The 22,697-nt window shown below is 48.9% G+C and carries 20 protein-coding genes; 12 read left to right on the top strand and 8 right to left on the bottom strand.

All coding sequences use genetic code 11. The annotated features are described in order from the left end of the window. Nucleotides 1–170: 170 nt before the first annotated feature. The gene (locus HMPREF0044_RS01035) at nt 171–383 is read right to left on the bottom strand and encodes a DUF7455 domain-containing protein (protein WP_006546235.1); all 213 of its coding nucleotides are present in this window, start codon (nt 381–383) and stop codon (nt 171–173) included. Between the two features lie 148 nt (nt 384–531). Between HMPREF0044_RS01035 and HMPREF0044_RS01030 the strand changes: the two genes are divergently transcribed. The 3 genes from HMPREF0044_RS01030 to HMPREF0044_RS01020 are packed head-to-tail and all read left to right on the top strand — an operon-like array spanning nt 532 to nt 4,676. Then, nucleotides 532–2,646, top strand: a complete 2,115-nt coding sequence (locus tag HMPREF0044_RS01030) for a DNA gyrase/topoisomerase IV subunit B (RefSeq protein ID WP_006546233.1) — start codon at nt 532–534, stop codon at nt 2,644–2,646. Between the two features lie 18 nt (nt 2,647–2,664). After that, on the top strand, nt 2,665–3,693 hold the full coding sequence (locus tag HMPREF0044_RS01025) for a GNAT family N-acetyltransferase (protein WP_006546232.1): 1,029 nt from the start codon (nt 2,665–2,667) through the stop codon (nt 3,691–3,693). Between the two features lie 14 nt (nt 3,694–3,707). Then, nucleotides 3,708–4,676 (top strand): GNAT family N-acetyltransferase, encoded by a 969-nt coding sequence (locus HMPREF0044_RS01020; RefSeq protein WP_141553793.1) that lies wholly within the window; start codon nt 3,708–3,710, stop codon nt 4,674–4,676. 116 nt (nt 4,677–4,792) lie between these two features. Here HMPREF0044_RS01020 and HMPREF0044_RS01015 read toward each other — a convergent pair whose 3' ends face one another. Further along, nucleotides 4,793–7,210, bottom strand: a complete 2,418-nt coding sequence (locus HMPREF0044_RS01015) for a DNA gyrase/topoisomerase IV subunit A (RefSeq protein ID WP_006546230.1) — start codon at nt 7,208–7,210, stop codon at nt 4,793–4,795. A 65-nt stretch (nt 7,211–7,275) separates the two neighbouring features. Here HMPREF0044_RS01015 and HMPREF0044_RS01010 point away from each other — a divergent pair, with 65 nt between their 5' ends. Continuing rightward, the gene (locus tag HMPREF0044_RS01010) at nt 7,276–8,424 is read left to right on the top strand and encodes an alkaline phosphatase family protein (RefSeq protein ID WP_006546229.1); all 1,149 of its coding nucleotides are present in this window, start codon (nt 7,276–7,278) and stop codon (nt 8,422–8,424) included. A gap of 91 nt (nt 8,425–8,515) precedes the next feature. Here the strand turns inward: HMPREF0044_RS01010 and sepH are convergent, their stop codons facing one another. Beyond that, nucleotides 8,516–9,544, bottom strand: coding sequence for a septation protein SepH (gene sepH / locus HMPREF0044_RS07755; RefSeq protein ID WP_006546228.1), 1,029 nt, complete (start codon nt 9,542–9,544; stop codon nt 8,516–8,518). A gap of 185 nt (nt 9,545–9,729) precedes the next feature. Here sepH and HMPREF0044_RS01000 point away from each other — a divergent pair, with 185 nt between their 5' ends. Genes HMPREF0044_RS01000 through HMPREF0044_RS00985 form a run of 4 tightly spaced genes read left to right on the top strand, consistent with a single transcriptional unit; the run spans nt 9,730 to nt 11,731 of the window. Next, nucleotides 9,730–10,029 (top strand): DUF4193 domain-containing protein, encoded by a 300-nt coding sequence (locus HMPREF0044_RS01000; RefSeq protein WP_006546227.1) that lies wholly within the window; start codon nt 9,730–9,732, stop codon nt 10,027–10,029. 57 nt (nt 10,030–10,086) lie between these two features. Beyond that, on the top strand, nt 10,087–10,728 hold the full coding sequence (locus HMPREF0044_RS00995; RefSeq protein ID WP_006546226.1) for a DUF3710 domain-containing protein: 642 nt from the start codon (nt 10,087–10,089) through the stop codon (nt 10,726–10,728). A gap of 22 nt (nt 10,729–10,750) precedes the next feature. Further along, nucleotides 10,751–11,050, top strand: coding sequence for an OB-fold nucleic acid binding domain-containing protein (locus HMPREF0044_RS00990; RefSeq protein ID WP_006546225.1), 300 nt, complete (start codon nt 10,751–10,753; stop codon nt 11,048–11,050). 12 nt (nt 11,051–11,062) lie between these two features. Continuing rightward, the gene (locus HMPREF0044_RS00985; RefSeq protein WP_006546224.1) at nt 11,063–11,731 is read left to right on the top strand and encodes a DUF3159 domain-containing protein; all 669 of its coding nucleotides are present in this window, start codon (nt 11,063–11,065) and stop codon (nt 11,729–11,731) included. On the opposite strand, the gene HMPREF0044_RS00980 is transcribed toward HMPREF0044_RS00985, so the two are convergent. Both HMPREF0044_RS00980 and HMPREF0044_RS00975 read right to left on the bottom strand, forming a co-directional pair. Continuing rightward, on the bottom strand, nt 11,690–12,379 hold the full coding sequence (locus HMPREF0044_RS00980) for a potassium channel family protein (RefSeq protein WP_006546223.1): 690 nt from the start codon (nt 12,377–12,379) through the stop codon (nt 11,690–11,692). The two genes, HMPREF0044_RS00985 and HMPREF0044_RS00980, sit on opposite strands and share 42 nt — an antisense overlap. Nucleotides 12,380–12,384: 5 nt before the next feature. Further along, on the bottom strand, nt 12,385–13,035 hold the full coding sequence (locus HMPREF0044_RS00975; RefSeq protein WP_006546222.1) for a potassium channel family protein: 651 nt from the start codon (nt 13,033–13,035) through the stop codon (nt 12,385–12,387). Nucleotides 13,036–13,090: 55 nt separating this feature from the next. Between HMPREF0044_RS00975 and HMPREF0044_RS00970 the strand changes: the two genes are divergently transcribed. Together HMPREF0044_RS00970 and HMPREF0044_RS00965 are read left to right on the top strand one after the other, a co-directional pair. Then, nucleotides 13,091–14,968 (top strand): APC family permease, encoded by a 1,878-nt coding sequence (locus tag HMPREF0044_RS00970; protein WP_006546221.1) that lies wholly within the window; start codon nt 13,091–13,093, stop codon nt 14,966–14,968. Nucleotides 14,969–14,970: 2 nt separating this feature from the next. Further along, nucleotides 14,971–16,272, top strand: a complete 1,302-nt coding sequence (locus tag HMPREF0044_RS00965; RefSeq protein WP_006546220.1) for a class I SAM-dependent RNA methyltransferase — start codon at nt 14,971–14,973, stop codon at nt 16,270–16,272. Between the two features lies 1 nt (nt 16,273). On the opposite strand, the gene HMPREF0044_RS00960 is transcribed toward HMPREF0044_RS00965, so the two are convergent. Genes HMPREF0044_RS00960 through HMPREF0044_RS00950 form a run of 3 tightly spaced genes read right to left on the bottom strand, consistent with a single transcriptional unit; the run spans nt 16,274 to nt 20,193 of the window. Beyond that, nucleotides 16,274–16,687: an NUDIX hydrolase gene (locus tag HMPREF0044_RS00960; RefSeq protein ID WP_006546219.1), complete on the bottom strand. Its 414-nt coding sequence runs from the start codon at nt 16,685–16,687 to the stop codon at nt 16,274–16,276. Nucleotides 16,688–16,711: 24 nt separating this feature from the next. Beyond that, complete coding sequence (locus HMPREF0044_RS00955) at nt 16,712–18,217, bottom strand: ClC family H(+)/Cl(-) exchange transporter (RefSeq protein ID WP_006546218.1); 1,506 nt, start codon at nt 18,215–18,217, stop codon at nt 16,712–16,714. Further along, a complete protein-coding gene (locus tag HMPREF0044_RS00950) occupies nt 18,214–20,193 on the bottom strand; it encodes an alpha/beta hydrolase family protein (protein WP_006546217.1) in 1,980 nt (659 codons plus the stop codon). The genes HMPREF0044_RS00955 and HMPREF0044_RS00950 overlap by 4 nt, the downstream gene beginning before the upstream one ends. A gap of 191 nt (nt 20,194–20,384) precedes the next feature. Between HMPREF0044_RS00950 and HMPREF0044_RS00945 the strand changes: the two genes are divergently transcribed. Then, on the top strand, nt 20,385–20,717 hold the full coding sequence (locus HMPREF0044_RS00945) for a hypothetical protein (protein WP_141553792.1): 333 nt from the start codon (nt 20,385–20,387) through the stop codon (nt 20,715–20,717). Nucleotides 20,718–20,781: 64 nt separating this feature from the next. Further along, nucleotides 20,782–22,695 carry a hypothetical protein gene (locus HMPREF0044_RS00940; protein ID WP_006546215.1) on the top strand — a complete coding sequence of 638 codons (1,914 nt, stop codon included), beginning with the start codon at nt 20,782–20,784 and terminating at the stop codon, nt 22,693–22,695. The last annotated feature ends 2 nt before the right edge of the window (nt 22,696–22,697 follow it).

Genomic DNA, 22,697 nt, shown 5'->3' with positions numbered 1-22,697 from the left:
TAAACGCAACCTTCAGCTACTTCCTGCGCGGGAGTTTGAGTTCGCGCGTTTTCTTTGCGTGGGAGTTAGCATACTCCATCCGATGCCGATTTATCCGGTATCGCTAAAACCAGCATTATGCACAAAAAGTGTCCCTCGAAATCATCGAGGGACACTAAAGACTGTAAGATTTAAGCCTGCAACAGGTGAGTGTAATCGTTAACTTTCACCGCAGTCTTAGAGTAAGAATCGCGGAACTTACGAGCATGGTGACCACAGAACAACAGGGCACCCGAGTTCATTACAACCTCAACGAAAGCCTGCGCGCCACACAGGTCACAACGGTCAGATACCAATAATCCAGTCTGGGTATCTGCAACAGTTTCTTCATTTACTTCATTCATACTTCTATTGTGCAAGATAGCTCTGACAGAATCCCTTCTATAACCAGAACTTTCGCTACCGGCATAATCTCCCACACTCTAACAGCAGAAAAAGCGCCCTCGGGAACCTCATCCCCCAAAAAACGCAGAAAACAGGTAAAATAGTAGGGTGAGTGAAACTGTAAAGAATGATGCCAGCCAGAGCTATACCGCCCGCCACCTGACTGTTTTGGAAGGGCTCGAAGCCGTCCGTAAACGCCCAGGTATGTACATCGGCTCAACCGACCATCGCGGTCTCATGCACTGCCTCTGGGAAATCATCGATAACGCAGTTGATGAAGCCCTCGAAGGACACTGTGACCACATCGTCGTCACCCTGCATGACGACTACTCTGCATCCATATCCGATAACGGTCGCGGCATCCCCGTAGATACGGTAAAAGGCCTAAACCTCTCAGGTGTAGAAGTCGTCTTCACTAAACTCCACGCCGGTGGCAAATTCGGGGCTGGATCCTACGGTTCTTCCGGCGGTCTGCACGGCGTAGGCGCTTCCGTTGTTAATGCTCTTTCCGCACGCCTCGACGTACAGGTAGACCGCGGAGGCAAAACTCACCAAATGTCATTCCGACGCGGTGAACCAGGTATCTTTGATGACTCAAAGCAACGTACCCCAAACTCTCCATTCACACCTTTCCTTGACGAATCAAAACTAGAAATCGTCGGCAAAGTTAAACGTGGCGTATCCGGTACTCGCGTACGCTTCTGGGCAGACTTCCAAATCTTCCCAGCGGATGAAGGATTCAGCTGGAACTCACTGGTAGAACGTGCTCGCCAAACTGCCTTCCTGGTACCAGGACTCACACTCACCGTAATCGATGAACGCGGTGAAGAACGCGTCGAAGAAGTCTTAAGATTTGACGGTGGCGTAGTCGACTTCGTTGACTTCCTAGCTAAAGACGGTCCAGTAACCGACACTCTGCACATCAAAGGTGAAGGTACTTTCAAGGAACTCGTCCCTCTAGTCGAAGAAGGAGAACGACGAGTCGCAGAACTCGAACGTGTCTGCGAAGTAGATATTGCCATGCGCTGGGGCGTCGGTTATGACACCATTGACCGTTCCTTCGTGAATATCGTTGCCACCCCTAAAGGCGGTACCCACGTGCAGGGCTTCGAACAAGCTCTGGTTAAAGTAGTGCGCGCCCACGTAGAAAAGAACGCCCGTAAGTTCAAAGTAAACGCAAAAGACGGACGCGTTGAAAAAGACGATATTTTAGCCGGTTTAACCTATGTTGTAACCGTGCGTTTCCCCGAACCACAGTTTGAAGGCCAGACTAAAGAAATTCTTGGTACAGCCCCAGTACGACAAGTCGTAAGTAAGGTCGTCACTGACTTCTTCAAAGAACGATTCAGCTCAAATAAGCGTGAAATCAAACAGACCAACGACGCGCTTATGGAAAAAATCGTTGGTGAAATGAAAGCCCGTGTTTCCGCACGTATTCATAAAGAAATTTCCCGCCGTAAGAATGCCTTGGAAACCTCCTCGCTTCCTGCGAAACTCGCTGACTGTCGTTCAAACGACGTAGAACAGTCAGAGCTGTTTATCGTCGAAGGTGACTCTGCATTGGGCACCGCAAAATTTGCGCGCTCCTCCGAATATCAAGCGCTATTCCCAATCCGCGGTAAGATCTTGAACGTGCAAAAGAAATCTACTGCAGATATGCTGGCTAACGCCGAATGTGCGGCGATTATTCAGGTAATCGGGGCAGGATCCGGACGTACTTTCGACTTATCGCAAGCCCGTTACGGCAAGATTGTACTAATGACCGACGCGGACGTAGACGGCGCGCATATTCGTACGCTTCTGCTCACGCTTTTCTTCCGCTACATGCGTCCTCTGGTCGAAGCCGGCCGAGTTTACGCGGCGGTTCCACCACTGCATCGAATTGAAGTGCCAAAGCAGGGGAAGAAGCCAAAAGAATTGATTTACACCTATTCTGAGGAAGAACTCCATCAGAAACTGGCTCAGTTAAAGCGCCAAGGACGAACCTATAAGGAACCGATTCAGCGTTACAAGGGTCTGGGTGAAATGGATGCGGACCAGTTGGCTGAGACTACGATGGACCCCGCTCACCGGACGCTGCGTCGCATTACGTTAGCTGATGAAGCTGCGTTGAAGCAGGCTGAAGAAATGTTCGAGTTACTTATGGGATCTGAAGTAGTGCCGCGTAAAGAATTTATCGTCGCTGGCGCATCAGAACTAGATCGTTCACAGATTGACGCGTAAGGGAGGGACGAAAAAAGAATGAACCAAAGTCTGATTGCACGCCTACAACCAGCTGATGTTGTAGAGTATCCGAAAGCTCATTTAGGCCTCACCTGGAAGCGACTTACTGCTGCTGATTTAGCTGAACTTACCCTGCTGATTCGCTACTGTGAGACTGCGGATAACGCCCTCCATTCTGTAAATGATCAGCGTATTGCCCTGTTCTTGGAATACAATCTGGGGGTGTTGCCAGCTGAAGCTATCGTGGGACGCGACGCAGCCGGCAAACTCGTGGCCTTCGCAGGTGTAGAAATCCAGATTCCAGATGAGGACATTGCCCGCGCAGAAGTCGTGGCGTTTATTTCTCCAGATTTCCGAGGGCGGGGGATTGGACGCGCAGTTCTGAAATGGCAGGAATCCCGTGCCCGCCAGCTCTTCGTAGAGGTTTTGGGTGACGACTCTACTTTGGAAGTGCGTCTCGCGAATCTGGTTGATGCTCACGTAGATGACCGCCGTCGGCTTTATATGGCTGCGGGATTCTCATCCCGTCGTACTTTCGAAGTCATGTACCACCAGTTCACAAATACGGAAGTAGAAGTTGCTCAGCCATGCAACGGTTACATTATCCAACCTTGGGCAGTGGTTTCTGACGCGACCTTACAGCAAGTACACGATCAAGCTTTTAAAGATCACTGGGGAACTAAAGAGGAAGCTCGTTCCTGGTGGCTACTGTCCCGCCCAGGATTAGACCCACGCTGGTCTTTCGTAGCTTTAGATCCAGAAGGCACCGTCGTTGGCTACGTGATGGTGTGCCGTCACCCGGCTCGGTGGGTACAAGCACAGCGCAGTGAAGCCTATATTGAACTTTTGGGAGTATCCCCAGACGCACGTGCCCATGGTTTAGGTAAAGCCTTGCTCACCTCTGCAATGGCCGCCGCTCAAGCAGCGGGGGTTGAGGCAATCGGTTTAGACGTGGATAGAGATAACCCTCACGGGGCGCGTGACTTCTATGAACGTATGGGATTTGCTACGGAAGGTTATCAAATCTACTACGCGTTGGATTTGTGAAAGTAAGTGAACAGATGAACCTTATTCCCGAATTAGGTTTCAGCTGGCGTCCACTTACCGCAAGTGATTCAGCTGAATTTCAAGCCTTGGCAAATCGTATTGAAGACGCCGACGGATTGCCTTACCGTACTTCTGAGTCAGAAATCTTTGACCTCTTTAATGATGATGCCCACATGCGTTGTATCGGTGGGTGGAAAGACGATGTTCTGCGCTGCTACGCGTTTGTGCGAATTCGTGAAGCTAACTTGACGCACGCAATGTGTCAAGGTGGGGTAGACCCGCAGTACCGTGGCATTGGGATTGGCGGAGCCTTAGTAGCCTGGCTAACTGACACTGCTAAAGGACTTTTAGAAACTGCTGAAGTAACTTCAGAAGATACAAAACTAATTGAGTTCTACGTGGAAATGGGGAATGCGGAACTGGAATACCACCTCAACGGTTTAGGCTACCAGTGGCGCCGTTCTTTCTATGACTTGCGGGCTCCATTAATTTCACAACCTAGCTATGTTGAACTAAATAGCTTATTCTCAATCGAACCTTGGCAGCACTTCACAGAATCAGAAATCCTAGAGGTTGAAAACCGGGTTTCCTATGAACAGCGTCAGCGCAGTCCGCAGTCATTGGCAACTTGGCTTGCAGGTCGTTCAGATTTCAAACCGGAATGGTCTTTCGTAGCCGTAGATAACCGTGCTGACCGGCCGGTAATTGCCGGATTCCTGATGGCATCGGCCTATGAGCAGGACTGGCAGGTTTTAGGTTGGAAAGAAGGTAACATTGACCAGATTGCGGTTCTGGAAGAATATAGTGCAGAACCACTTGCTGAAGCTTTGATTACTGCAACTATGCGCGCCCAGTTTAAAGACGGTATGAACCATACTGCTACCGGTCTTTCTTCCACGAATGCGTCGGGTGCTTTGGGAATTTATAAGAACCTGGGCTTTGAAACTGTTGCCACGGCAAAGCTTTTTAGCCTCAGCGTGTGAACACCACTATGTCTACTCTGCGTGCGAGTTGAGTTTCCCACGCAGCGAAAACGCGCGAGTTTAAGTTCGGACGCAATGAAAACGCGGGAACATGAGTTCCCGCGTTTTTCTATACGCTAAACAATCGCCGCGACCTCATGATTCAAAGAATGGCCCGAACCATCACGACGCGGATCAGCCTCAGGCAAATCCATTGGCTCACCCGTCGGACTAGAAGCAATCGCCTGACCAACAGTAACACGAGCCATCACCAGTTCAGACTCACTCTTTAAGAAACGATGACAACGCACACCCTGCGTCGCACGCCCCTTAACCGGGTAAATCTCCAGATCGCTAACCTTCACCGACGACTGCATCTCACCGAAAAGACCATCAGCGGCAGCCGCCACAGTGACGATCTGAGCGCCCTCGGAAGGAACAAAATTCGCCTCCAAAAGACGCGCACCCTCGCCAATCACCATGCCAACTACGCCACCAGCCACACGACCCTGCGGACGAATCTTCGCCGCCGGAGTACGCAACAACTGCGCATCAGAAGTGACCATCACAATCTCAGCCTCATCCGGGCAAGGCGCCGCAAACAAAACCTCATCGCCATCCGTTAACAAAATCGTCTCAAACGAATCAGCCTTAGCGAAATCAGGACGCATACGCTTAATCTGACCCAACTTCGTTACAAAACCAGAAATATCATCGCCATCCACGTGAATCAGACCCACCGGACAAACCTCAGTACCCAACAGCTGGGAAGCACTAATCGCCCCCGCAAAAGAAGGATTAGAAGCCGAACGCGGAACCTCAGGTAAATCAACCACCTCAACTCGGTGCAACATGCCAGAAGCGTCAATCAAACCAACCTGCGAACGAGCAGTCGCAGAAATAGCAACCCGATACGTATCCCAAATGCCACGCGACTCAGTCTTCTCCAGCGGTTCTGCGCCATCAACACGAATCAAACCACCATTAGCAGTCAAAACAACTTGCACCGGAGCATCAGGAATTTCCAAAGGAACAGCCGCTGCCTTACCAGCAGTCTCCACCTGCTGCGGATCCGCAGACAACAAAACCGTACGACGCGGAGTAGCTAAACGCTTAGAAACCTCCACCAACTCATCACGCACAACAGTCCGCAAAGCCTGCTCAGAACCCAGAATATGGCGCAAACCCTCAATCTGCGACAGTAACTCAGCCTGTTCAGTTTCCAACTCAATACGAGAGAACTTAGTCAAACGACGCAGACGCAACGACAGAATATGATCAGCCTGAATCTCAGACAACTCAAAAACATCCATTAAACGCGTACGAGCTGAATCAACATCATCCGAAGAACGAATAATCGCGATTACGTCGTCAATATCAACAATTGCAACCAACAAACCCTCAACCAAATGCAGACGATCCAAAGCCTTCTGCAAACGGAACTGCGAACGACGTTCAATCACAGACAAACGATGCTTGACATAAACTTCCAGCATCTGCTTCAAACCCAAAGTCATTGGGCGACCATCCACCAACGCAACGGCGTTAATAGAGAAATTATCTTCCAACGGGGTGTGCTTAAACAGCTGAGACATCACTGCCTGCGGGTTAAAACCATTCTTAACCTCAACCACTAACCGCACCCCATGATGGCGGTCAGTTAAGTTAGAAACATTCGAAATACCCTGCAGCTTCTTAGAATTAACAGCTTCCTTAATCTTTTCGATAACGCGTTCGGGGCCAACCAAGTAGGGAAGTTCAGTAATAACCAGTCCCTGCTTGCGGGCAGTAACACGTTCAACCGTAATCTTCGCCCGAGTCTTAAAAGCACCACGGCCAGTTTCGTAGGCTTCCCGGATACCATCAAGACCTACGATAATGCCGCCCTCAGGCAGGTCCGGACCCGGCACGAAACGCATTAAGTCAGCGGTAGTTGCCTCAGGATTATCAATCAAGTGACAGGTCGCTGCCACGACTTCGCCCAAGTTATGCGGTGCAATATTAGTTGCCATACCCACGGCAATACCCATCGCGCCATTAACTAAAAGCTGTGGGAAACCAGCTGGCAGCACATCTGGCTGCATGTTGCGGTTATCGTAGTTTGGAACGAAGTCGACTACATCTTCGTCCAAGTTAGAAACCAAATCCATCGCAGCTGGAGCGAGGCGGGCTTCCGTATAACGTGCCGCTGCAGGGCCGTCATCTAGGGAACCGAAGTTGCCGTGACCGTCAACTAAGGGCAGGCGCAGGTTGAATGGCTGAGCCAAACGTACTAAGGCATCATAAATTGCTGCATCACCGTGCGGGTGCAGCTTACCCATTACTTCACCAACTACGCTTTGGGACTTAACGTGGCCTTTCTCTGGGCGTAATCCCATTTGCGACATTTGGAATAGGATACGTCGCTGTACTGGCTTACACCCGTCGCGCGCATCCGGCAGGGCGCGCGCGTAGATTACAGAGTAGGCGTACTCGAGGAAGGAGCCACGCATTTCATCAGAGACATCGATTTCGATGATGTTCTCTGCAACGGTTGGTGAAACAGTAGTCGACATAGCTACAATTGTCCCAAAAACCGTGTATTTTAGGCTATATACCACGCCGAGCGGAAGGAAAACAGATGCCTCAATTTACTTCATATCAGGCTGGCACTTCCGCCTATACCGCAGACTACCCGCATATTACGCAGATTATGCGTAGTGCCTACCGGGGTTTGGGAGTTGAACTTACGCCTCGTTTTCCTCGGTTGGGTGCAGAGTATGCAGAAACAGCTTTAGATGAGCGCCTGCAGTTGGGGAATGATCTACGTGCAGTCTGCGTCGTTTTGATTGATGGCATGGGATTAGCGCAGCTTGAGGAATGTCGCGCACATACACCGTTTTTGCGTTCTGTTTGGGCGAATATGATTGAGGGACGCACAGTGCTGCCTTCAACTACTGCAGTAGCGCTGACTTCTCTTACTACCGGAGAATATCCGTGCGACACGAATATGACGGGCTGGTCTGTTAAGAGCGGTGATAAGACGGGAAATTTGATTTCTTTCGCTGAGATTGAAACTCCCGCAATGCAGTTTCAGCCGGTGGAACCGCTTTTCAGTTTAGGTGGGGGAGCTAAGGTTATTTCTGCCAGCCGGTTTGCTAACTCTGGTCTTACAGATGCGGCTTTTCGCAATACTGAGTTCATTGGTGCGGATAGTTTTGACGCTCGGATTGCGCAGGGGCGTAGACACCTGCAACGTGGGGAAGGCTTGTGCTATCTGTACTGGTCTGAGCTAGATCATGTGGGTCATGAATACGGCTGGAAGTCAGTGAAATGGACGGATGAGCTAGAGCAAGTTGATGCGCAGTTGCGTACCTTGGTGGCAGCTTGTCCAAGTGACGCGGCAGTGATTCTGACGGCTGATCATGGGATGATTGATGTTCATAAGCGTTTAGATTTGGCTTCTGAAAAGGCGCTTTCCCAGGGAGTTGCGTTAATAGCTGGAGAAGGACGGGCAGTTCACTTGCACGCGCAGCCAGGCAAACAGGCGGAAGTGCTGGATCGTTGGGCTGATTTCTTAGGCGATTGTGCAATTATCGTGCGCGAACAAGAGTTAGCATTCGGAGGGCGGAAACCAAAGTACTTTGAAGCTGATGCTTTGGTGTTTTCGCTGGGAAACCAAGTGATTGTGGATTCGCGGGTACAACCAGCCAGGCAAGTTAATCTACGGGGAGTACATGGTTCGGTTACTCGTGCAGAGACAGCAATTCCAATCCTGCGTATAGCTTAGTAGCAGGTACTTCACTACGTCGTGAAATGACGTTTCCCTACATGAATTTTCATGTAGGGAAACGTGAGAGTTTTATAGACAGAAGCTAGAATTAGTCTGCTTTAGCGCCGAAAATAATCTCATCCCAAGTTGGGACTGAACGCCGCTTCGCGCTCTGAGCCTTCTTAGGCTTCTCCACTTCAGGTTGAGAAGGTAAAGAATCTAAACCTGGCAGAGACTGCACATCGTCATCAGAGTGAAGTTCTACGGAATCCTCAATAACTGGAGCCACCTGTAACTTTTTCGTCTCAGTATCTTCTGCTTCAACCTGAGCAGGTGTAGCTACAGGCTCAGGCTCTGCAACAGGAGTAGACATCGACTTGCCGCCCTCGGAAATTTGCAAAACAGCAGGAGCAGGAGCCACGTATTCCGGAGCCTCCTTAGCAGGAGCAGCTGAGCGCTTGCCACGCGCCGAAGCTAACTCGTCCAGAAGCTTCTCAACATCCGCAATATTTTCTGGCTCTCCCGGTGCCGTAAAAGATGCCGAAGCTGGCATTGCCACTACCTGTGGAGCAGCAGCTGGAGTTAAAGTCTCAGTCAACCAACGAGCCTGCTCATCCAACGCCCGAATCAACCGGCCATTTGCCTCAATCTCCCAAGAAGCATGCAGAGTACGGGCAGCCTGAATGAAACTTAAATGCAGATTCCAAGACTGATGTGGTTTACGCGTCGCATTCCACACTAACGAAGCTGAATCTACTGCGCGCGTAGCTAAACGATCAATCACCACGTCCTGCAGCTTCGGAGCATCCAAATCAGCCCCCACAGGCATTTCTAAAGCCTTTGCGACTATGAAAGAACGCTCAGACATAATCGGCGCTACAAAACGATTAATACGCGCCAAATCCAAACCATAAGCAGAAGCAATCTCAGCAGGTTCCATACCCGCGCGAAGCAACTGCTGAATATCACGAGGATTTAAATCAGAACGCTTCGCTGCAACTTCGATTTGCATTTCCTCACGACGAATCGCCGCTTTTAAAGCATCATCGATGGTAATCAGATAACGTTCCCCAGACGCATCTGTAAAAACCAACTGAGAACCATCAGCATGTGCTCCCAGCAGTTCAAGTTCAATCATGGGATCCTCCTGTACGAAATAGCGCTCCTCTTAGCCTAGAAGAAAAAGATGAAATTGTCAGCGTGTCGAGTCGGTATTGCGCATTTCAGTAAAAATAGTGTTATTATCCGTCCGATAACAATTTTTCTATCGAGTCTGCTAATCTGTAGCGAGCAGCAGGCTCAAAACCTCAAAAGGAATGAAAAATGGCAACTGATTACGATGCTCCACGTAAGAACGAGGACGAAGTTTCTGAAGAGTCTATTGAAGAACTCAAGAGCCGTCGCAGTGATGTTGGTTCAAACTCCGTTGACGAAGACGAAAACGATGTTGCCGAAGACTTTGAACTGCCAGGCGCTGACCTCTCTAACGAAGAACTCACCGTCCGCGTAGTCCCACGTCAGGATGACGAATTTACCTGTTCCGAATGCTTCCTGGTACACCACATCAGCCAGCTGGCAGAAGAACGCGATGGGGAAACCATCTGCGCTGAATGTGCAGAATGACATAAACTATTAGGCACGGCGTATTGCCGTGCCTTACCCATTTTTGGAAGGAAAAATATGGCTTGGTTTGGTAAGAAAAAGTCAATCGTTAAAGGCGACGTTGACGTAACCCCAGCGGATAACGAAGAAGTAGAACCTCTGGTTGAAACTCCAGACCACGGCCCATACGACATCACTCAAAAGAAACCGCGTCTAACTCACCTGGATTTCGGAACCCTTAAGTTGCCAATGGTTCCAGGCATGCAGGTACAGCCAATCATGAGCGATGACCGGCAGTCTATCCAGCGCCTGAATTTGTTATTCAACGGCTTCGTAGTTCACCTGCTGGTAGTTGCCGCTCCGAAGTCAGGTGGCGTTGCAAATGACCTGCTAGATCAAACAGAAGCCTCTTTTAAAGCAGAAGGAGCCCAGGTCGAACGGGCTAAAGGCCGCTGGGCAGAAGAACTACAGGTTGCTATCCCCGTAAAGTCGGAAACCGGACAAGATGGTTTCACTCCACTGCGAGTGACTTTTATCGAAGGTCCACGCTGGGTACTGCGCGTAGACATGGTGGGTGCAGCAGCCGTAGTAGCTGAAGCTTTTGCCCAGGCAGCAACTATTGTGGATGAAGTTATTGTTGAACGCGATAACGTGCCACGTGCGCCACTTTCTTTGATTCAGCTGCAGATTCCGCAGAACGCGAAACTAACTGCAGAGTGATTTATTCAGTTGGCAGATTTTAATGAATAAGCCGATTAAAATCAGCAAATGTGCAGATAGGAGCATCTGCACTGTCGAAGCGCGGGTAGCGTCGATTACGTTCTCCGCGCGCTCTGAAAGCCCCTATGTGAAAGCTACTTTAAGAGACGATTCAGGGTCTCTTTTAATTACCTGGCTCGGGCGGAAAGTAATCGGCGGTGTAGCTGTGGGGGAGACCATCCAAGTTACTGGCATGGTTTCTTTAGGGACGGGATATCCGCAAATGATTAACCCTCGCTACCAGCTGCTAAAAGAGAACCCGCAAGAGATTTTCTTAGATTGATTAGAGGACAAAATGAAACCAGAAAACCTGCCGAACTCTTTTATGCAAAAGCAGTTAGATAGCGATAACTTCGATATTTTAGAAACCGTTGGCGGCTGGCGAGGGATGTTAGAATCAACCCTTCCTGGTTTAGTTTTTGTAGTTTTGTACGCTCTAACCCATCAGCTTAAGTATCCTCTGGGTGGGGCGCTAGCGTTGACCGCAGTCTTTATGGGACTGCGAATGCTAGAGAAAAAATCCTTAACCTACGCTTTTTCAGGAGCCATTGGGGTAGCTATCGGCGTGGCCTGGGCATGGTTTAGCGGTAGGGGAGAAAATTTCTTCGCATTTGGGTTAATCACAGGCACTGCCTACGGTTCGGTTATCACCATTGCGAACCTCATTGGATTTCCAGTAGCAGCAATGGCGTTGTGCCTATTTTGGAACCTGCCATGGAAATGGTGGAAGAATACCGCATACATAGCAGAACACAACGCAAATAAACTATTACGCGCTGCCCGTATCGTTTCTTGGATTTGGGCAGGTCTTTTCATACTGCGGGTTGGTATCCAGCTACCTTTCTGGCTGGCTGGAAACGTCACCGTCCTGGGGATTTTGAAATTAATCCTGGGGATTCCACCGTTTGTGCTTTGTGTTTGGCTAAGCTGGGTTCTTCTCAGACCGTTTCGGCCCCAGGGCTAACTCAACATCAGCGCGAAGAGATGCTTCCTTGGAAGAAAGCATCAGTACTAACTGGTCACCAGCTTCAATTGCAACATCCTGAATGGAATCCAAGGGAGCGTCGTCTCTGAGAATACTTAGAATCTTGGCATCCCCGGGCAGACCGAGCTTACCAATCTTCAAGTCAAGTGCCGCAGAATCCGCCCCGATAGTGTAGGAATACAAGGCAGCACCGGCCTCGTGGAATTCGAAAAGCGGAACCAAAACGCCTACGGATACGGCTTCTTCCACGAGGGCGGTCATCACACGTGGGGTAGAGACGCGGACATCCACGCCCCAAGCTTCATCGAACATCCATTCATTTTTCGGATTGTTAACGCGGGCAACTACACGGGGAACCCCATACTCTGTTTTAGCGAGCAGGGAAATAACCAGGTTCGCTTTATCATCACCGGTAGCAGCGACCATCACATCACAAGTACCGACGCCAGCTTCGCGGAGGGAATCTGGAGAACAAGCATCCGCTAAAACCCAGTCAGCTTGAGCTACTGAAGCTACGCGCATTTGATCCGGGTGACGGTCAATCAAAGTAACCTCATGACCCTTTGAAAGCAATTCACGTGCGATAGAACGCCCTACGGAACCAGCTCCTGCAATCACAATCTGCATTATTCTTAAACCTCTGTAGGAGGAGCTTTAACTAAAAGCTCTCGCACTGGGACAATATCCTGACCGGAAATCGCCACGTAAATCTCATCATTTTCTTGTAAAACCATGCCCGGCTTAACTTCTTGCACAATTCCCAGACGGGAAACGAAAGCAATCCGGTGTCCCAGAAGTTTCTCAACGGTTTGGAAATCAATACCCCACCAAGAGTCAGCTGGACGAGACTTAACTAAACTTACTGAACCAGTGGGGTGCGCCCACACTTGGTTTGCATCTGGAGGCATCATCCAGTTCAACACAGCTTCTGTCGTACGGCGGACAGTTGCCACCGTGGGGATACCTAACCGTTCATAAACTTCAGCACGTGTGGGGTCATAAATGCGGGCAACTACGCGGTCGATATTGAACGTCTCACGAACTACGCGAGCAGAGATAATATTAGAGTTGTCGCCGTTAGAAACTGCCGCAAAAGCGTAGGCTTTTTCAATGCCTGCCTGACGGAGAGTATCCCGGTCAAAACCTACTCCGGTAACTCGACGCCCAGAGAAAGTCGAGGGTAGTTTCCTGAATGCGTCAGGGTTTTGGTCAATAACTGCCACTGAGTGGCCACGCTCATCTAGCAGGGTGGCGAGGGCAGTACCCACGCGACCCGCTCCCATTACAACAAAATGCACACTACTAACTTACCAGTAGGCAGGTAGACTAGATAATACTATGGCACAAAAAACCACAAATCAGAGAACAAGAGGAACCACCATCCAGGGTCGTCCCCTGCAAAACTATGCCCGTTTCGGGGCAATGGCTTCTCTATTTGTGACCGCGCCAATTTGGATGACAGATGAGGTTATTCGGGCACTGCAACCATTAGGGAACCTAGATACTTCCATCGCAGTTTGGATTTCCCTGCTGTGCTTACCGCTGGGAATGCTACTGGTAGTATCTGGCGAGCCAGTGTTACGAAGCCGCCACAAGCATGTGGGTGACTTCGCGCAGCTTGATGCGGAGCTGGGACCACGTATGTCCACACTCGCTGCAGTGGCTATCATCATTGAACATATTTCGACTTTTGCTTTGCTGTCAGCAACAATGTCGTTCTTTATCATTTCGGCTTTCCCTCAGTACATTTCGCAACGTATAGTATTTGCATTAGTAGGGGCAATCGCTGCAGTAGTTTCAGTGGCTTTCGATAAGCGTCGCTACACAAAAATAGCTTCCGGACTGGTATTAGTGACGCTAACTGTGCTTTTAGTTTTGATTATCGGCATGATTGGGGCTTCGCCCTATTTCTTAACGACTGGTTCTGAAGATTTAGCGAACGTTTCAAGGGAAGTCGCATCACGTTCTGATTCTGCTGGGCGGATTTTGATTGCTTTGTTCACGGCGCTGGTCACTGCCATGACACCGGCGATTTTGATGCGTCACTTGGCAACTGACTTGGCGATTTATTCGAAGGAGCGGGCACGTTCTGCGACTGCTTCGATGGTGGCGCTTACTTTCGCGACTGGCGTGGTCACTGTTGGGGTCTTTACTAACGTAGCAGATATTGACTCGGGTGCTTTTCTGCTTCGCGAGTACACAGTTTTTAACGCTTTGCGGATTATCCACATTCCACCGGTAGTTTTAGCTGGTTTCGGATTCCTGCTGTTTGCGTGTACGTTCTTTGCAGCGCGCATGGTGTTAGATGATGCTGAAAAAGTTGCTGAAGAACTATCTAACTTTTCATTATTGCCGTTGCATATTTCCAGAGTTCTTTCTTTAACCGGTAGTAATACAGCTTTGTTGCTTGTGGTGGCGATTGGGATTTTGCTGCTGAGTGATGGTGAGTTTGAGCTGATTATTCCGATTGTGGTCGCTTCTGGCTTAATCTCGTTGATTTTGAGCCGTTTGGCTGCGTGGCTTTACTGGCGACGTCGGCTGCGTCACGAGGGCCATTCACATGAGAGGAAAACTATGAAGAAGGCAAAACTTGTAGCCTTAGGCGGGGTAATCGTCAGCTTCATTGTTTTGATTGCGTTTTTAATTGCTGATTTGAAAGAAGGCACTTGGGTAGCAGCCTTGGCGATTGGCTTGCTGTACATTGTGATTTATATGATTCGCAGTCACTACTTGTATTACGGTGGTGGGGCTGGTGAAAAGACCGTTAGTGATCCGATTGTACCGGGGCGCGTGCATTACATGGTGATGGCATCTGATTTGGGTCCGGTAGTGCAACGCGCGGTGCACTGGATTCAGGCGACGCGTCCATATTCTTTGGAAGTTATTCACGTTGATCGCGGTGGTGATGACACGGCACAGCAGATTCAGCGTTGGCAGGATTTACAGTTGGATGTGGAGTTAACGATTATTGAGGCTACTTCCATTCGAGTGCATCAGTCTGTGATTGATCATATTCGCCGCATTCGCCAAGATAACCCTAACCGGTTAATTAATGTGGTTATTCCGCATGTGGTTTTCAACTATAAGATTCAAAATCGAGTACATAACGCGGAATTGCGTCAGTTGCGTCGCGCATTGGATAAGGAACCCGGCGTAATGGTAACTTTAGTTCCTTGGTCTAATGATTTAAATACTAGTTTAGAGATGGGGCAGTGAGCATGGGCAAGTTCGTACCAACCGTTGGCAAGCGGGCTGATTTAGGAATTCTCGAGGGCGTTGAGGTACTTCGCCCTGCTCATGGTGGCACTTGTTTCGCTGTTGATAGTGATGGCAAACCTGTTTTTGTTTCTCACGCTTTGCCGGGTGAGATTGTTGACGTACAGCTAACGAAGAAGCGTTCTAAGGTGTCTTTCGGCGATGCGATCGCCATACATCAAGCCAGCGAGTACCGCCAGCCACAGATTTGGTCTGTAGCAGGTCCAGATGGGGTTGGGGGAGCTGACTTAGGCCACGTGCAGCTTGCGTATCAGCGTGAGTGGAAAGCGGCGGTTATTCAAGATCAGTTGCGCCGCATCGGTGGGGAAGCTGTAGTTGCTGCGGTTACTAAAGCCGTAGGGAAGATTGAGGTTCTACCTGCTTCTGCAGATGTCTCTGGGGATGGTCTGCACTCTCGCACGCGCGTAGAGTTTGAGGTTTCCGCGAACGGGCGTTTAGCTATGTCTAAAGCTCTTTCTAATGAACTTGTGGAACTTGAGGATATGCCTTTAGCGGTTGAAGCTATCCTTGAGCTTGGGCTGCTTGGGGATTCTAAGTGGCAGCGTTTGTGGCGCCCTGGAAAGCGTGTACGCGCGATTGCTCCAAATGGGGGCGGTCGTCGCGTTGTAATCGGAAATCAGACTTTTAACGCCAGTGGTCGTCGGGTTGAGAACTTTGCTGATTGGAAAGTTTCCTATGGGGATTTGGAAACTAACTTCAGCGTTCAATCGCAGGGTTTTTGGCAGGCACATAAGTCGGCTCCACAGGACTTAGTACAGATTGTGCTAGACGAAGCGCAAGTGCGTCCTGGTGACGCTGTGATTGAACTTTTCTCAGGCGCAGGTTTATTTACCTACTTCCTAGGTCAGGCTGCCGGGGCTGAAGGCCGTCTAATCTCTATCGAAGGTTCCTTACAAGCAGTTGAGGATGCCCGCCATAACCTGCGTGGCTTGGAAGTCCCACGTGACCTGCGGGTAGGTAATGTTGATGGTAAGTCTATGAGCCGCGCCTGGTCTGATTTGGGAGAACGCCCTCGAGTAGTTGTGCTGGATCCACCACGTGCAGGTGCCGGAGCTGAGCTGATTCGAGTAATCGGCATGAGTGGACCAGAACGGGTTGTATTAGTGTCTTGTGACCCAGCGGCGGCTGCTCGCGATATTAAGGACTTCTTAGCTGCCGGCTACGATTTACAAAACCTCTATGCTTTGGACCTGTTCCCACAAACCCACCACGTGGAAATGGTGACGGTTTTCGAAAGGGCTTAAGCTAACTATTATTTTCTAGCGCCGGGAGAATCCGTGTTTCCAACAGCGGCGCTAAATCACCGGGGAGCGGCTGGGAAACATCCAACCACCTTAGTTCAGCGATTTCAGCATTAGGCTTAGGTAGGTTAGTCAGTTTAGGAATAACCGTGTAAACAGTGCCATTTACTAAACGGCCAGGCTCATTGGCGGCAGGTACTTCCCAAGTGCCTAGATAAGACAAATCGCCCTCGGAAAGAGAAATCCCAACTTCCTCACCAGCTTCGCGAATGCCAGCTTCTGCGAAGGACTCTCCGGGTTCTGGTTTTCCACCCACCAGCATGAACCGCCGGGTACCGCGCTTGCGAACTGTGAGAATCCGGCCCGTTTCATCAAAGAAAACGAGCGCCGTCACGTAAATTGGGGATTGCTCAGTCACGCTTCAACCATGCTCTCAAATCTCTTATTTTTTCCGAGGGCGTCCAGCAGAACTCTCAGAAGAAAGCCGGACTTTAAACGGGCGAATCGACTTTGCCCCAGTCTGAGCCACTGCATGCCACATGCTACGCAGACGATACAGATCCACATTGCGTTCAAAACGACGAGAAAGCCGTTCATAAATCGGATCAGACTTCGCGACCGTAGCAATATACATAGCCACCGCACACGCCGCCAACATTGCTGGAAGAGCCGTGACATTACCAGTCATCTCTGACGCTAAAATCAACCCAGTAATAGGCGTGCGTACTGTTGCAGAGAAGAAAGCGGATAAACCAATCAACGCTGCCGCAGGAACAGATGGAGAATGGTTCGGCTGAACACTATTAGCAATGATGCCGATAATCATCCCCAGGGTTGAGCCAATCACCAACTGCGGGGCAAACAAGCCGCCGGGCGTGCCAGCTGCGTAAGAAATCGGACCCAGAATGAAACGCACTGCCAAGATGGCAACAGCTAAGCCTAAACCGCCATTTCCTAATAGCGCCTGCTGGGTGAGATTATCACCGCCACCAACAATAGCGGGCGCAAACCAGCCAACGATACCAAGCACTAAGCCCACTACGCCGCCACGGATAAAAGCAGGTGGTTTCAAAGTATCAGCAAAACGCAGACACCACATTACGTAGTCGTTGTAGATAATGCCTAAGAAACCACAGAGAATGCCGATTAAAACCACCCAGTGGATACTAGTATTCGTTACTTGCGGAGCCCAGCCGATAATGAACTCGAAACGCGAATCCACTAGCAGAATCGATGAAACGAACCCTGCTCCAGATGCCACTAAAGTCGCTAGAGTAGTGCGGATATCAAAGCGTTTAAGAAGCTCTTCAAGGACGAAGACACCACCGGCAATCGGAGCGTTAAATGCGGTTGCTAAACCAGCGGCAGCACCAGCTCCCATGAGGACCCGCAGATCATCATCTTTTAAACGAAAATACTTATTCACCGTGTAAGCAGCTGAAGCGCCCATCTGCACCAAAGGACCTTCACGCCCCAGCATCAAACCAGACCCAATCGCCATCAAACCGCCGACGAATTTAACTGGCAAAATGCGGGAACGCCCAGGTTCTAAATGCCCATTCACGATAGCTTCAACGCGAGGAATACCAGAGCCTTCCGCATCAGGTGAAACCTTAGCAACTAAAAGTGCTGACAGGCCGGTAAGAATAGTGGTTACGGCAATGAAAAGGATGAAACCTAGCACGGCTTGACCATCAAGTAAATCAATTAAGCCGAAGCGGAGTTCTAAAACCCATTCCAAACCGATACGGAAAGACGCTGCGATTAAGCCCGTACTAATCCCCACCAGAGCCGCCGCAAAGCAGAGTAGGAAAAGAGAACGAGCCTCAGCATCAATGAAGACCCGCCAACTAGACGGAACCCAAATTTTGGGTCTGAGCCGATCCGCGGTAGCTTCTAAAATTCGGTGAGGTGGTAGGGTAATGACACGAACTGGTTTAGATTTCACACCAATCCCCAGGTTCGCAGGTAGAAGTTAAGTTCACGTTCAAGCGCGTCCTTAATGTTTTCAGCCTTAACGAAACCGTGGCCTTCTCCCGCGTACATTTTTAGTTCAACCACGCGACCAGCAGCTTCTAATGCGTCACGCATTGTAATCGCCTGGCTTGGTGGTACCACCTTATCGTCCTCACCCTGGAGCAGAAGCAGCGGGGCAGTGACCTTTTCAATATGGTTGATTGGTGAACGCTCAGCGTAAACCGGATCTTCTAAATCGGCGGTACCTACTAAGCCCTCCATGTAACGGGACTCAAACTTATGAGTTTCAGCAGCCAGGAGCTTAATATCACCGATCCCATACAGGGAAGTACCGGCAGTGAAAACATCAGAGGAAACCAACGCTGCCAAAGTGGTGTAGCCACCAGCTGAACCACCGCGGATAGCCACGCGGTTGCCGTCAACAATTCCATGAGTAACCAGGAACTTCACGCCATCCGCACAGTCATTAACATCAACTACGCCCCACTGACCTTGCAATTTAGCGCAGTAGTCTTTACTCCAGCCAGAAGATCCCCGGTAGTTGACATCAAGTACTGCAAAACCGCGGGAAGTCCAGAACTGCTTGGCTAAGTTCAGACCTGGACGAGTTGCAGAAGTTGGGCCACCATGAGCCATTACAATCAGCGGCGGAAGCTCAGCATCGGTACCAATAAAATCAGGGTTTACCGGAGCATAGAAGAAACCATGGCAGGTTTCACCGTCGCGGGTTGGCCAGGAGATTGCTTTAGCAACAGAAACATGGGCTGGATCTAGTTCTAGGTAAGTAGAGTTACGTAGTTCTTTAACCTCGTGACCAATAATCTCGATAACCGTTGCTGTCGAAGTAGCAGAGTCAGCGAGAATAACCACCCGGCCACCAGAAACACTTACGTTACCGGTTGGCCACCAGCCCAGGTTCCATTCTTCCAGCTGTCCGTTATCAATGCGGACTGTGCCTAAATGCCAGAAGCCATCCTGAGTCCAGGAACAGAGCAAGTAGTCGTCGTCAAAAATATCAAATGAGTGCAGTCCCAATGCCCAAGCTGGGTGGGAGAAGTTACGGTTTCCGGGGTGCAGGCGACGGGTCCGCAAACGAGGGCGCCAATCTACACTATCCGCATTATGCTTAGCAGTTTCAGGATTAAAACCTTCAGTACGGTAGAGATTCAACCAACCAGTGGAATCATCAATATGAATCAAGTCTCCCTGCAAGGTCCAGCGGGGTTCGCTGACACTCACGTTAGGTTCATCAACTAACACGTGAGGATCTAGCAAAGCGCCCTCGGAAATATCCGCGACCAGCAGAGTTGACTGCTGCCACGGCATATGCGGGTGATTCCAAACTACGAAAGCGAGTTTATCTGCGTCCGGAGAAACCGTAGGAGCCATCACAAAGTCAGTGCCAGAGAACAACACGCGAACTAACTGAGGGTTGCGTGCACCCGTACCGTCTAATGGAATAGAAACCAAGTAGTTGTTTGGTTCGCCACCTTTAGAGTGATCTTCACAAACGGCATAAACAACGCGATTAACTAAATCTAGTTCAAAATCGCCGTAGCGGCACTGGTTTAGTTCAGTCAGAGGGCGGATTCCCTGCAGCGGATTATTTAAATCATAAAGGTAAACGCGATTATCGCTGCCCTGTGAGAAAACGATAATTCCATTAGAAACCGCGTAAGCACGTCCCCCGTATTCATGTACGCGCGTCCGCACATCAGTTAGGGTAGTCCCCTCAATCAACGGCAAAACTTCTACGGAACCCGCAAAGTTAGTATGGTGCATTAAAACATTACGGCCACCGTCTTGAGAGCGTCCCTCAACCCAGAAAGTGGAAAGACCATCAACCCGAACCTGGGAGAGAGAAACTGAACGAGCCGTCATATCATCAGTTGTAATAACTGAATCCCACGTGCCATACGCTTGTTTTTTAACACCTGCTGAAACCATTGTTTCCTCCGTGAACGGTAAATGACATATCCAACTCCTAATTTACTCTGTCCGCCCTAAAAATGTGGCAAAGAGAATCTTTAGGTGATGATAAGTGTTTGCGTAAAATATATTTACAAATTATGCTGAAGTGCTTAACATGTACTTATGCATCAAAGGAGATGCATATTATCAGGATTCAAGGAGTAATCATGAAGAAAACTATCAGAGTATTAGCTGTGGTTTTTTTGTTGGGAGCAACCATTACCCCTGCTAGTGCGCTTTCCTATTACGGCTCACAGTACGGGCAGCATACGTTCACGAATGGTACGTTCATTTCCCTCAAAGACGCATACGGGGATGGTCTGTTCCCATCGACCATTTATAAGTTTGCAGGTGGGACTCAAGAGTCCAGTCTGGTGAATAAGAGTGGTTATGGGACAACAGTAACCAAATATGCACCAAGTACTATTACAGCGATTATGCCTTGCCTTTCGCGTTGGGCTCAACCGATGGCATGTGGTAACTGGATTTACGATAAATAGCAGTTTGCAGTAGAGGGTTGGGCTTGTGTTTTAACAAGCTCAACCCTCATAGTTTGGGGTGAAAATGCAGAACTTTCTCTTGAAAAGCATTGTACTGCTAGAGATTGGTTTAGCGGTATTTTCGTTATGGATAACGCATGTTGAGCGAAATTATGTTCAGCTAGTTTCAGATTCTAGGTCGATTGTTTATGCATATGAAACCCAACCGGAGTTTTACTACCGTGTGGATAATTCTTTTCGCCACAGTGACTTGATCGGAATTGTATATCTGTCTCCAGTGAACGAGAACGCTCCATTACCTCCGGGACTGAATCAATGGATGAAACCCGGAGAAGTTGCAGTTTCACCCGCACTGCATGATGACGCGGAATACGTGGAGACGCAGTTTGGAAAGATTACTGAAACCATTTCCGAAGATGTGCTTTTCACAGATGAAAAGCTAATCTTTGTGCGACCACGCTTAGAAAATGAATTTCACGCACGCGGAAAGGTTGAACGTGGTGTCTATCCCGGAGTTGATTTTGGAGCTGCGAACGGGATTGAATATGGATACGCGACATATCTACAAAGGATAGGCTATCTTATACCAGTTGCTTATCTCACACTCGGGGTGGGAGCTCTTGGTATAGCTTTCTATATACAGCGTTACTATAAGTCTAAGACATCTCGACGAGATGAAATTCTCATGTTGATGGGGGTTACGAAGCGTAAGATTTTTATCCATAAACTGAATGAAGACTCTTTGGGGACGTTGCTAACTATCATGACCTTGGTCTTTGTTGAGTTTATATTCATAAAATACGTTTCTGTAATACCGGTTATCGGCACTGAGTTACACCTTGAGGAATCGCAGTTCTGGGGATATACATATTCTGCGATGGGGATGATTATTGCGGCTATTTTAATTAACTATTCGGATCCGAACGTTAAATATTGCACCCGTTATTCGCTTTTATTTAGTAACGTAACTACGTTTTACTTAGGTCTTGGCTTGCTTGGTTTATCCAGAACTCTAGCTTATTTTGAGCTACTCATCCCATCTGAAGTAGCAATAATCATTGGGATTGTTTTACTAGTACTGACTTTGCCTACTTTTATGGCTCATGCGTTGAACCGTTTTGCAGATTGGAAGGCTTCGAAACACGACGGTCTAAAGCGCATTGAATATATATGGATAAAGGAAACTTCAAGTAAGCTGACACGCATATCCTCTTTCGTAAGTGTGATGATGCTTATCGTCGTTTCATTTTTTGTCGTGTATCAGCTTGTAAATGAACAAGATAATGAGTCTCATCTAATCTCAAAAGATGCTGTGCTAGTCTCGGGTAGCTGTATCCCAGAAACGAGTTGTTTCGGTGACTTCTATGAATCAGCCTCTGAGGTACTGCAAAATGCAACGCTTGAAGTAAAAAACGATGTCGGAGAGCGAGTTTTAGTTGATAGTAGTGACGAAGCTTCAAATCTTAAGTGGGATAGCTTTACGATAACAATAGAAAATAGTTCGGGAATAAGAATAGATGATTTTTATGCACTTCGAACTTCTGATTCGTTGTTACCTCTGGTGACAAGCACTCGTGATGTATCGGAATTTTTGCAGTTAAACTCTGTTGCGCAGACAAATTGGCTGCTATTTTATATTGTTTTTTCTCTCATTCTTTTGTTCCCGCTCTCTCTACTAGCACTGTATAACGAAGTTAGAAGAGACTTTGAAGATTTGCGTTACTGCAAGAATATTGCTTCAAGCTACGCCCAATTGTTCATGTTGATTTCTAAACGAGAACTAATGGTTGATGCATTTGTATACATTGTTACTGGGGTTTTAATCTTAGTGATAGTTTGGGTAGCTGGGTTTATCGATCAACCGCAGATTCCGTTAATGATCCTAAAACTAACTTTCACGGTTTCCTGCGTAATGCTGTTAACACGTGTTTTCATGCTTTTTGCAAACTATTTCAGAGAGTTCAGAGGAAGAAGATAGGT

The sequence above is a fragment of the Gleimia coleocanis DSM 15436 genome (assembly GCF_000159015.1).
Taxonomy (GTDB): domain Bacteria; phylum Actinomycetota; class Actinomycetes; order Actinomycetales; family Actinomycetaceae; genus Gleimia; species Gleimia coleocanis.
This window is presented reverse-complemented; position numbering and strand designations above follow the sequence as displayed.

Coding starts and splice junctions, on each gene's coding strand:
- HMPREF0044_RS01035 (WP_006546235.1), bottom strand. CDS start 383: ATGAATGAAGTAAATGAAGAAACTGTTGCAGATACCCAGACTGGATTA.
- HMPREF0044_RS01025 (WP_006546232.1), top strand. CDS start 2,665: ATGAACCAAAGTCTGATTGCACGCCTACAACCAGCTGATGTTGTAGAG.
- HMPREF0044_RS01020 (WP_141553793.1), top strand. CDS start 3,708: ATGAACCTTATTCCCGAATTAGGTTTCAGCTGGCGTCCACTTACCGCA.
- HMPREF0044_RS01015 (WP_006546230.1), bottom strand. CDS start 7,210: ATGTCGACTACTGTTTCACCAACCGTTGCAGAGAACATCATCGAAATC.
- HMPREF0044_RS01010 (WP_006546229.1), top strand. CDS start 7,276: ATGCCTCAATTTACTTCATATCAGGCTGGCACTTCCGCCTATACCGCA.
- sepH (WP_006546228.1), bottom strand. CDS start 9,544: ATGATTGAACTTGAACTGCTGGGAGCACATGCTGATGGTTCTCAGTTG.
- HMPREF0044_RS01000 (WP_006546227.1), top strand. CDS start 9,730: ATGGCAACTGATTACGATGCTCCACGTAAGAACGAGGACGAAGTTTCT.
- HMPREF0044_RS00995 (WP_006546226.1), top strand. CDS start 10,087: ATGGCTTGGTTTGGTAAGAAAAAGTCAATCGTTAAAGGCGACGTTGAC.
- HMPREF0044_RS00990 (WP_006546225.1), top strand. CDS start 10,751: ATGAATAAGCCGATTAAAATCAGCAAATGTGCAGATAGGAGCATCTGC.
- HMPREF0044_RS00985 (WP_006546224.1), top strand. CDS start 11,063: ATGAAACCAGAAAACCTGCCGAACTCTTTTATGCAAAAGCAGTTAGAT.
- HMPREF0044_RS00980 (WP_006546223.1), bottom strand. CDS start 12,379: ATGCAGATTGTGATTGCAGGAGCTGGTTCCGTAGGGCGTTCTATCGCA.
- HMPREF0044_RS00975 (WP_006546222.1), bottom strand. CDS start 13,035: ATGGGAGCGGGTCGCGTGGGTACTGCCCTCGCCACCCTGCTAGATGAG.
- HMPREF0044_RS00970 (WP_006546221.1), top strand. CDS start 13,091: ATGGCACAAAAAACCACAAATCAGAGAACAAGAGGAACCACCATCCAG.
- HMPREF0044_RS00965 (WP_006546220.1), top strand. CDS start 14,971: ATGGGCAAGTTCGTACCAACCGTTGGCAAGCGGGCTGATTTAGGAATT.
- HMPREF0044_RS00950 (WP_006546217.1), bottom strand. CDS start 20,193: ATGGTTTCAGCAGGTGTTAAAAAACAAGCGTATGGCACGTGGGATTCA.
- HMPREF0044_RS00945 (WP_141553792.1), top strand. CDS start 20,385: ATGAAGAAAACTATCAGAGTATTAGCTGTGGTTTTTTTGTTGGGAGCA.
- HMPREF0044_RS00940 (WP_006546215.1), top strand. CDS start 20,782: ATGCAGAACTTTCTCTTGAAAAGCATTGTACTGCTAGAGATTGGTTTA.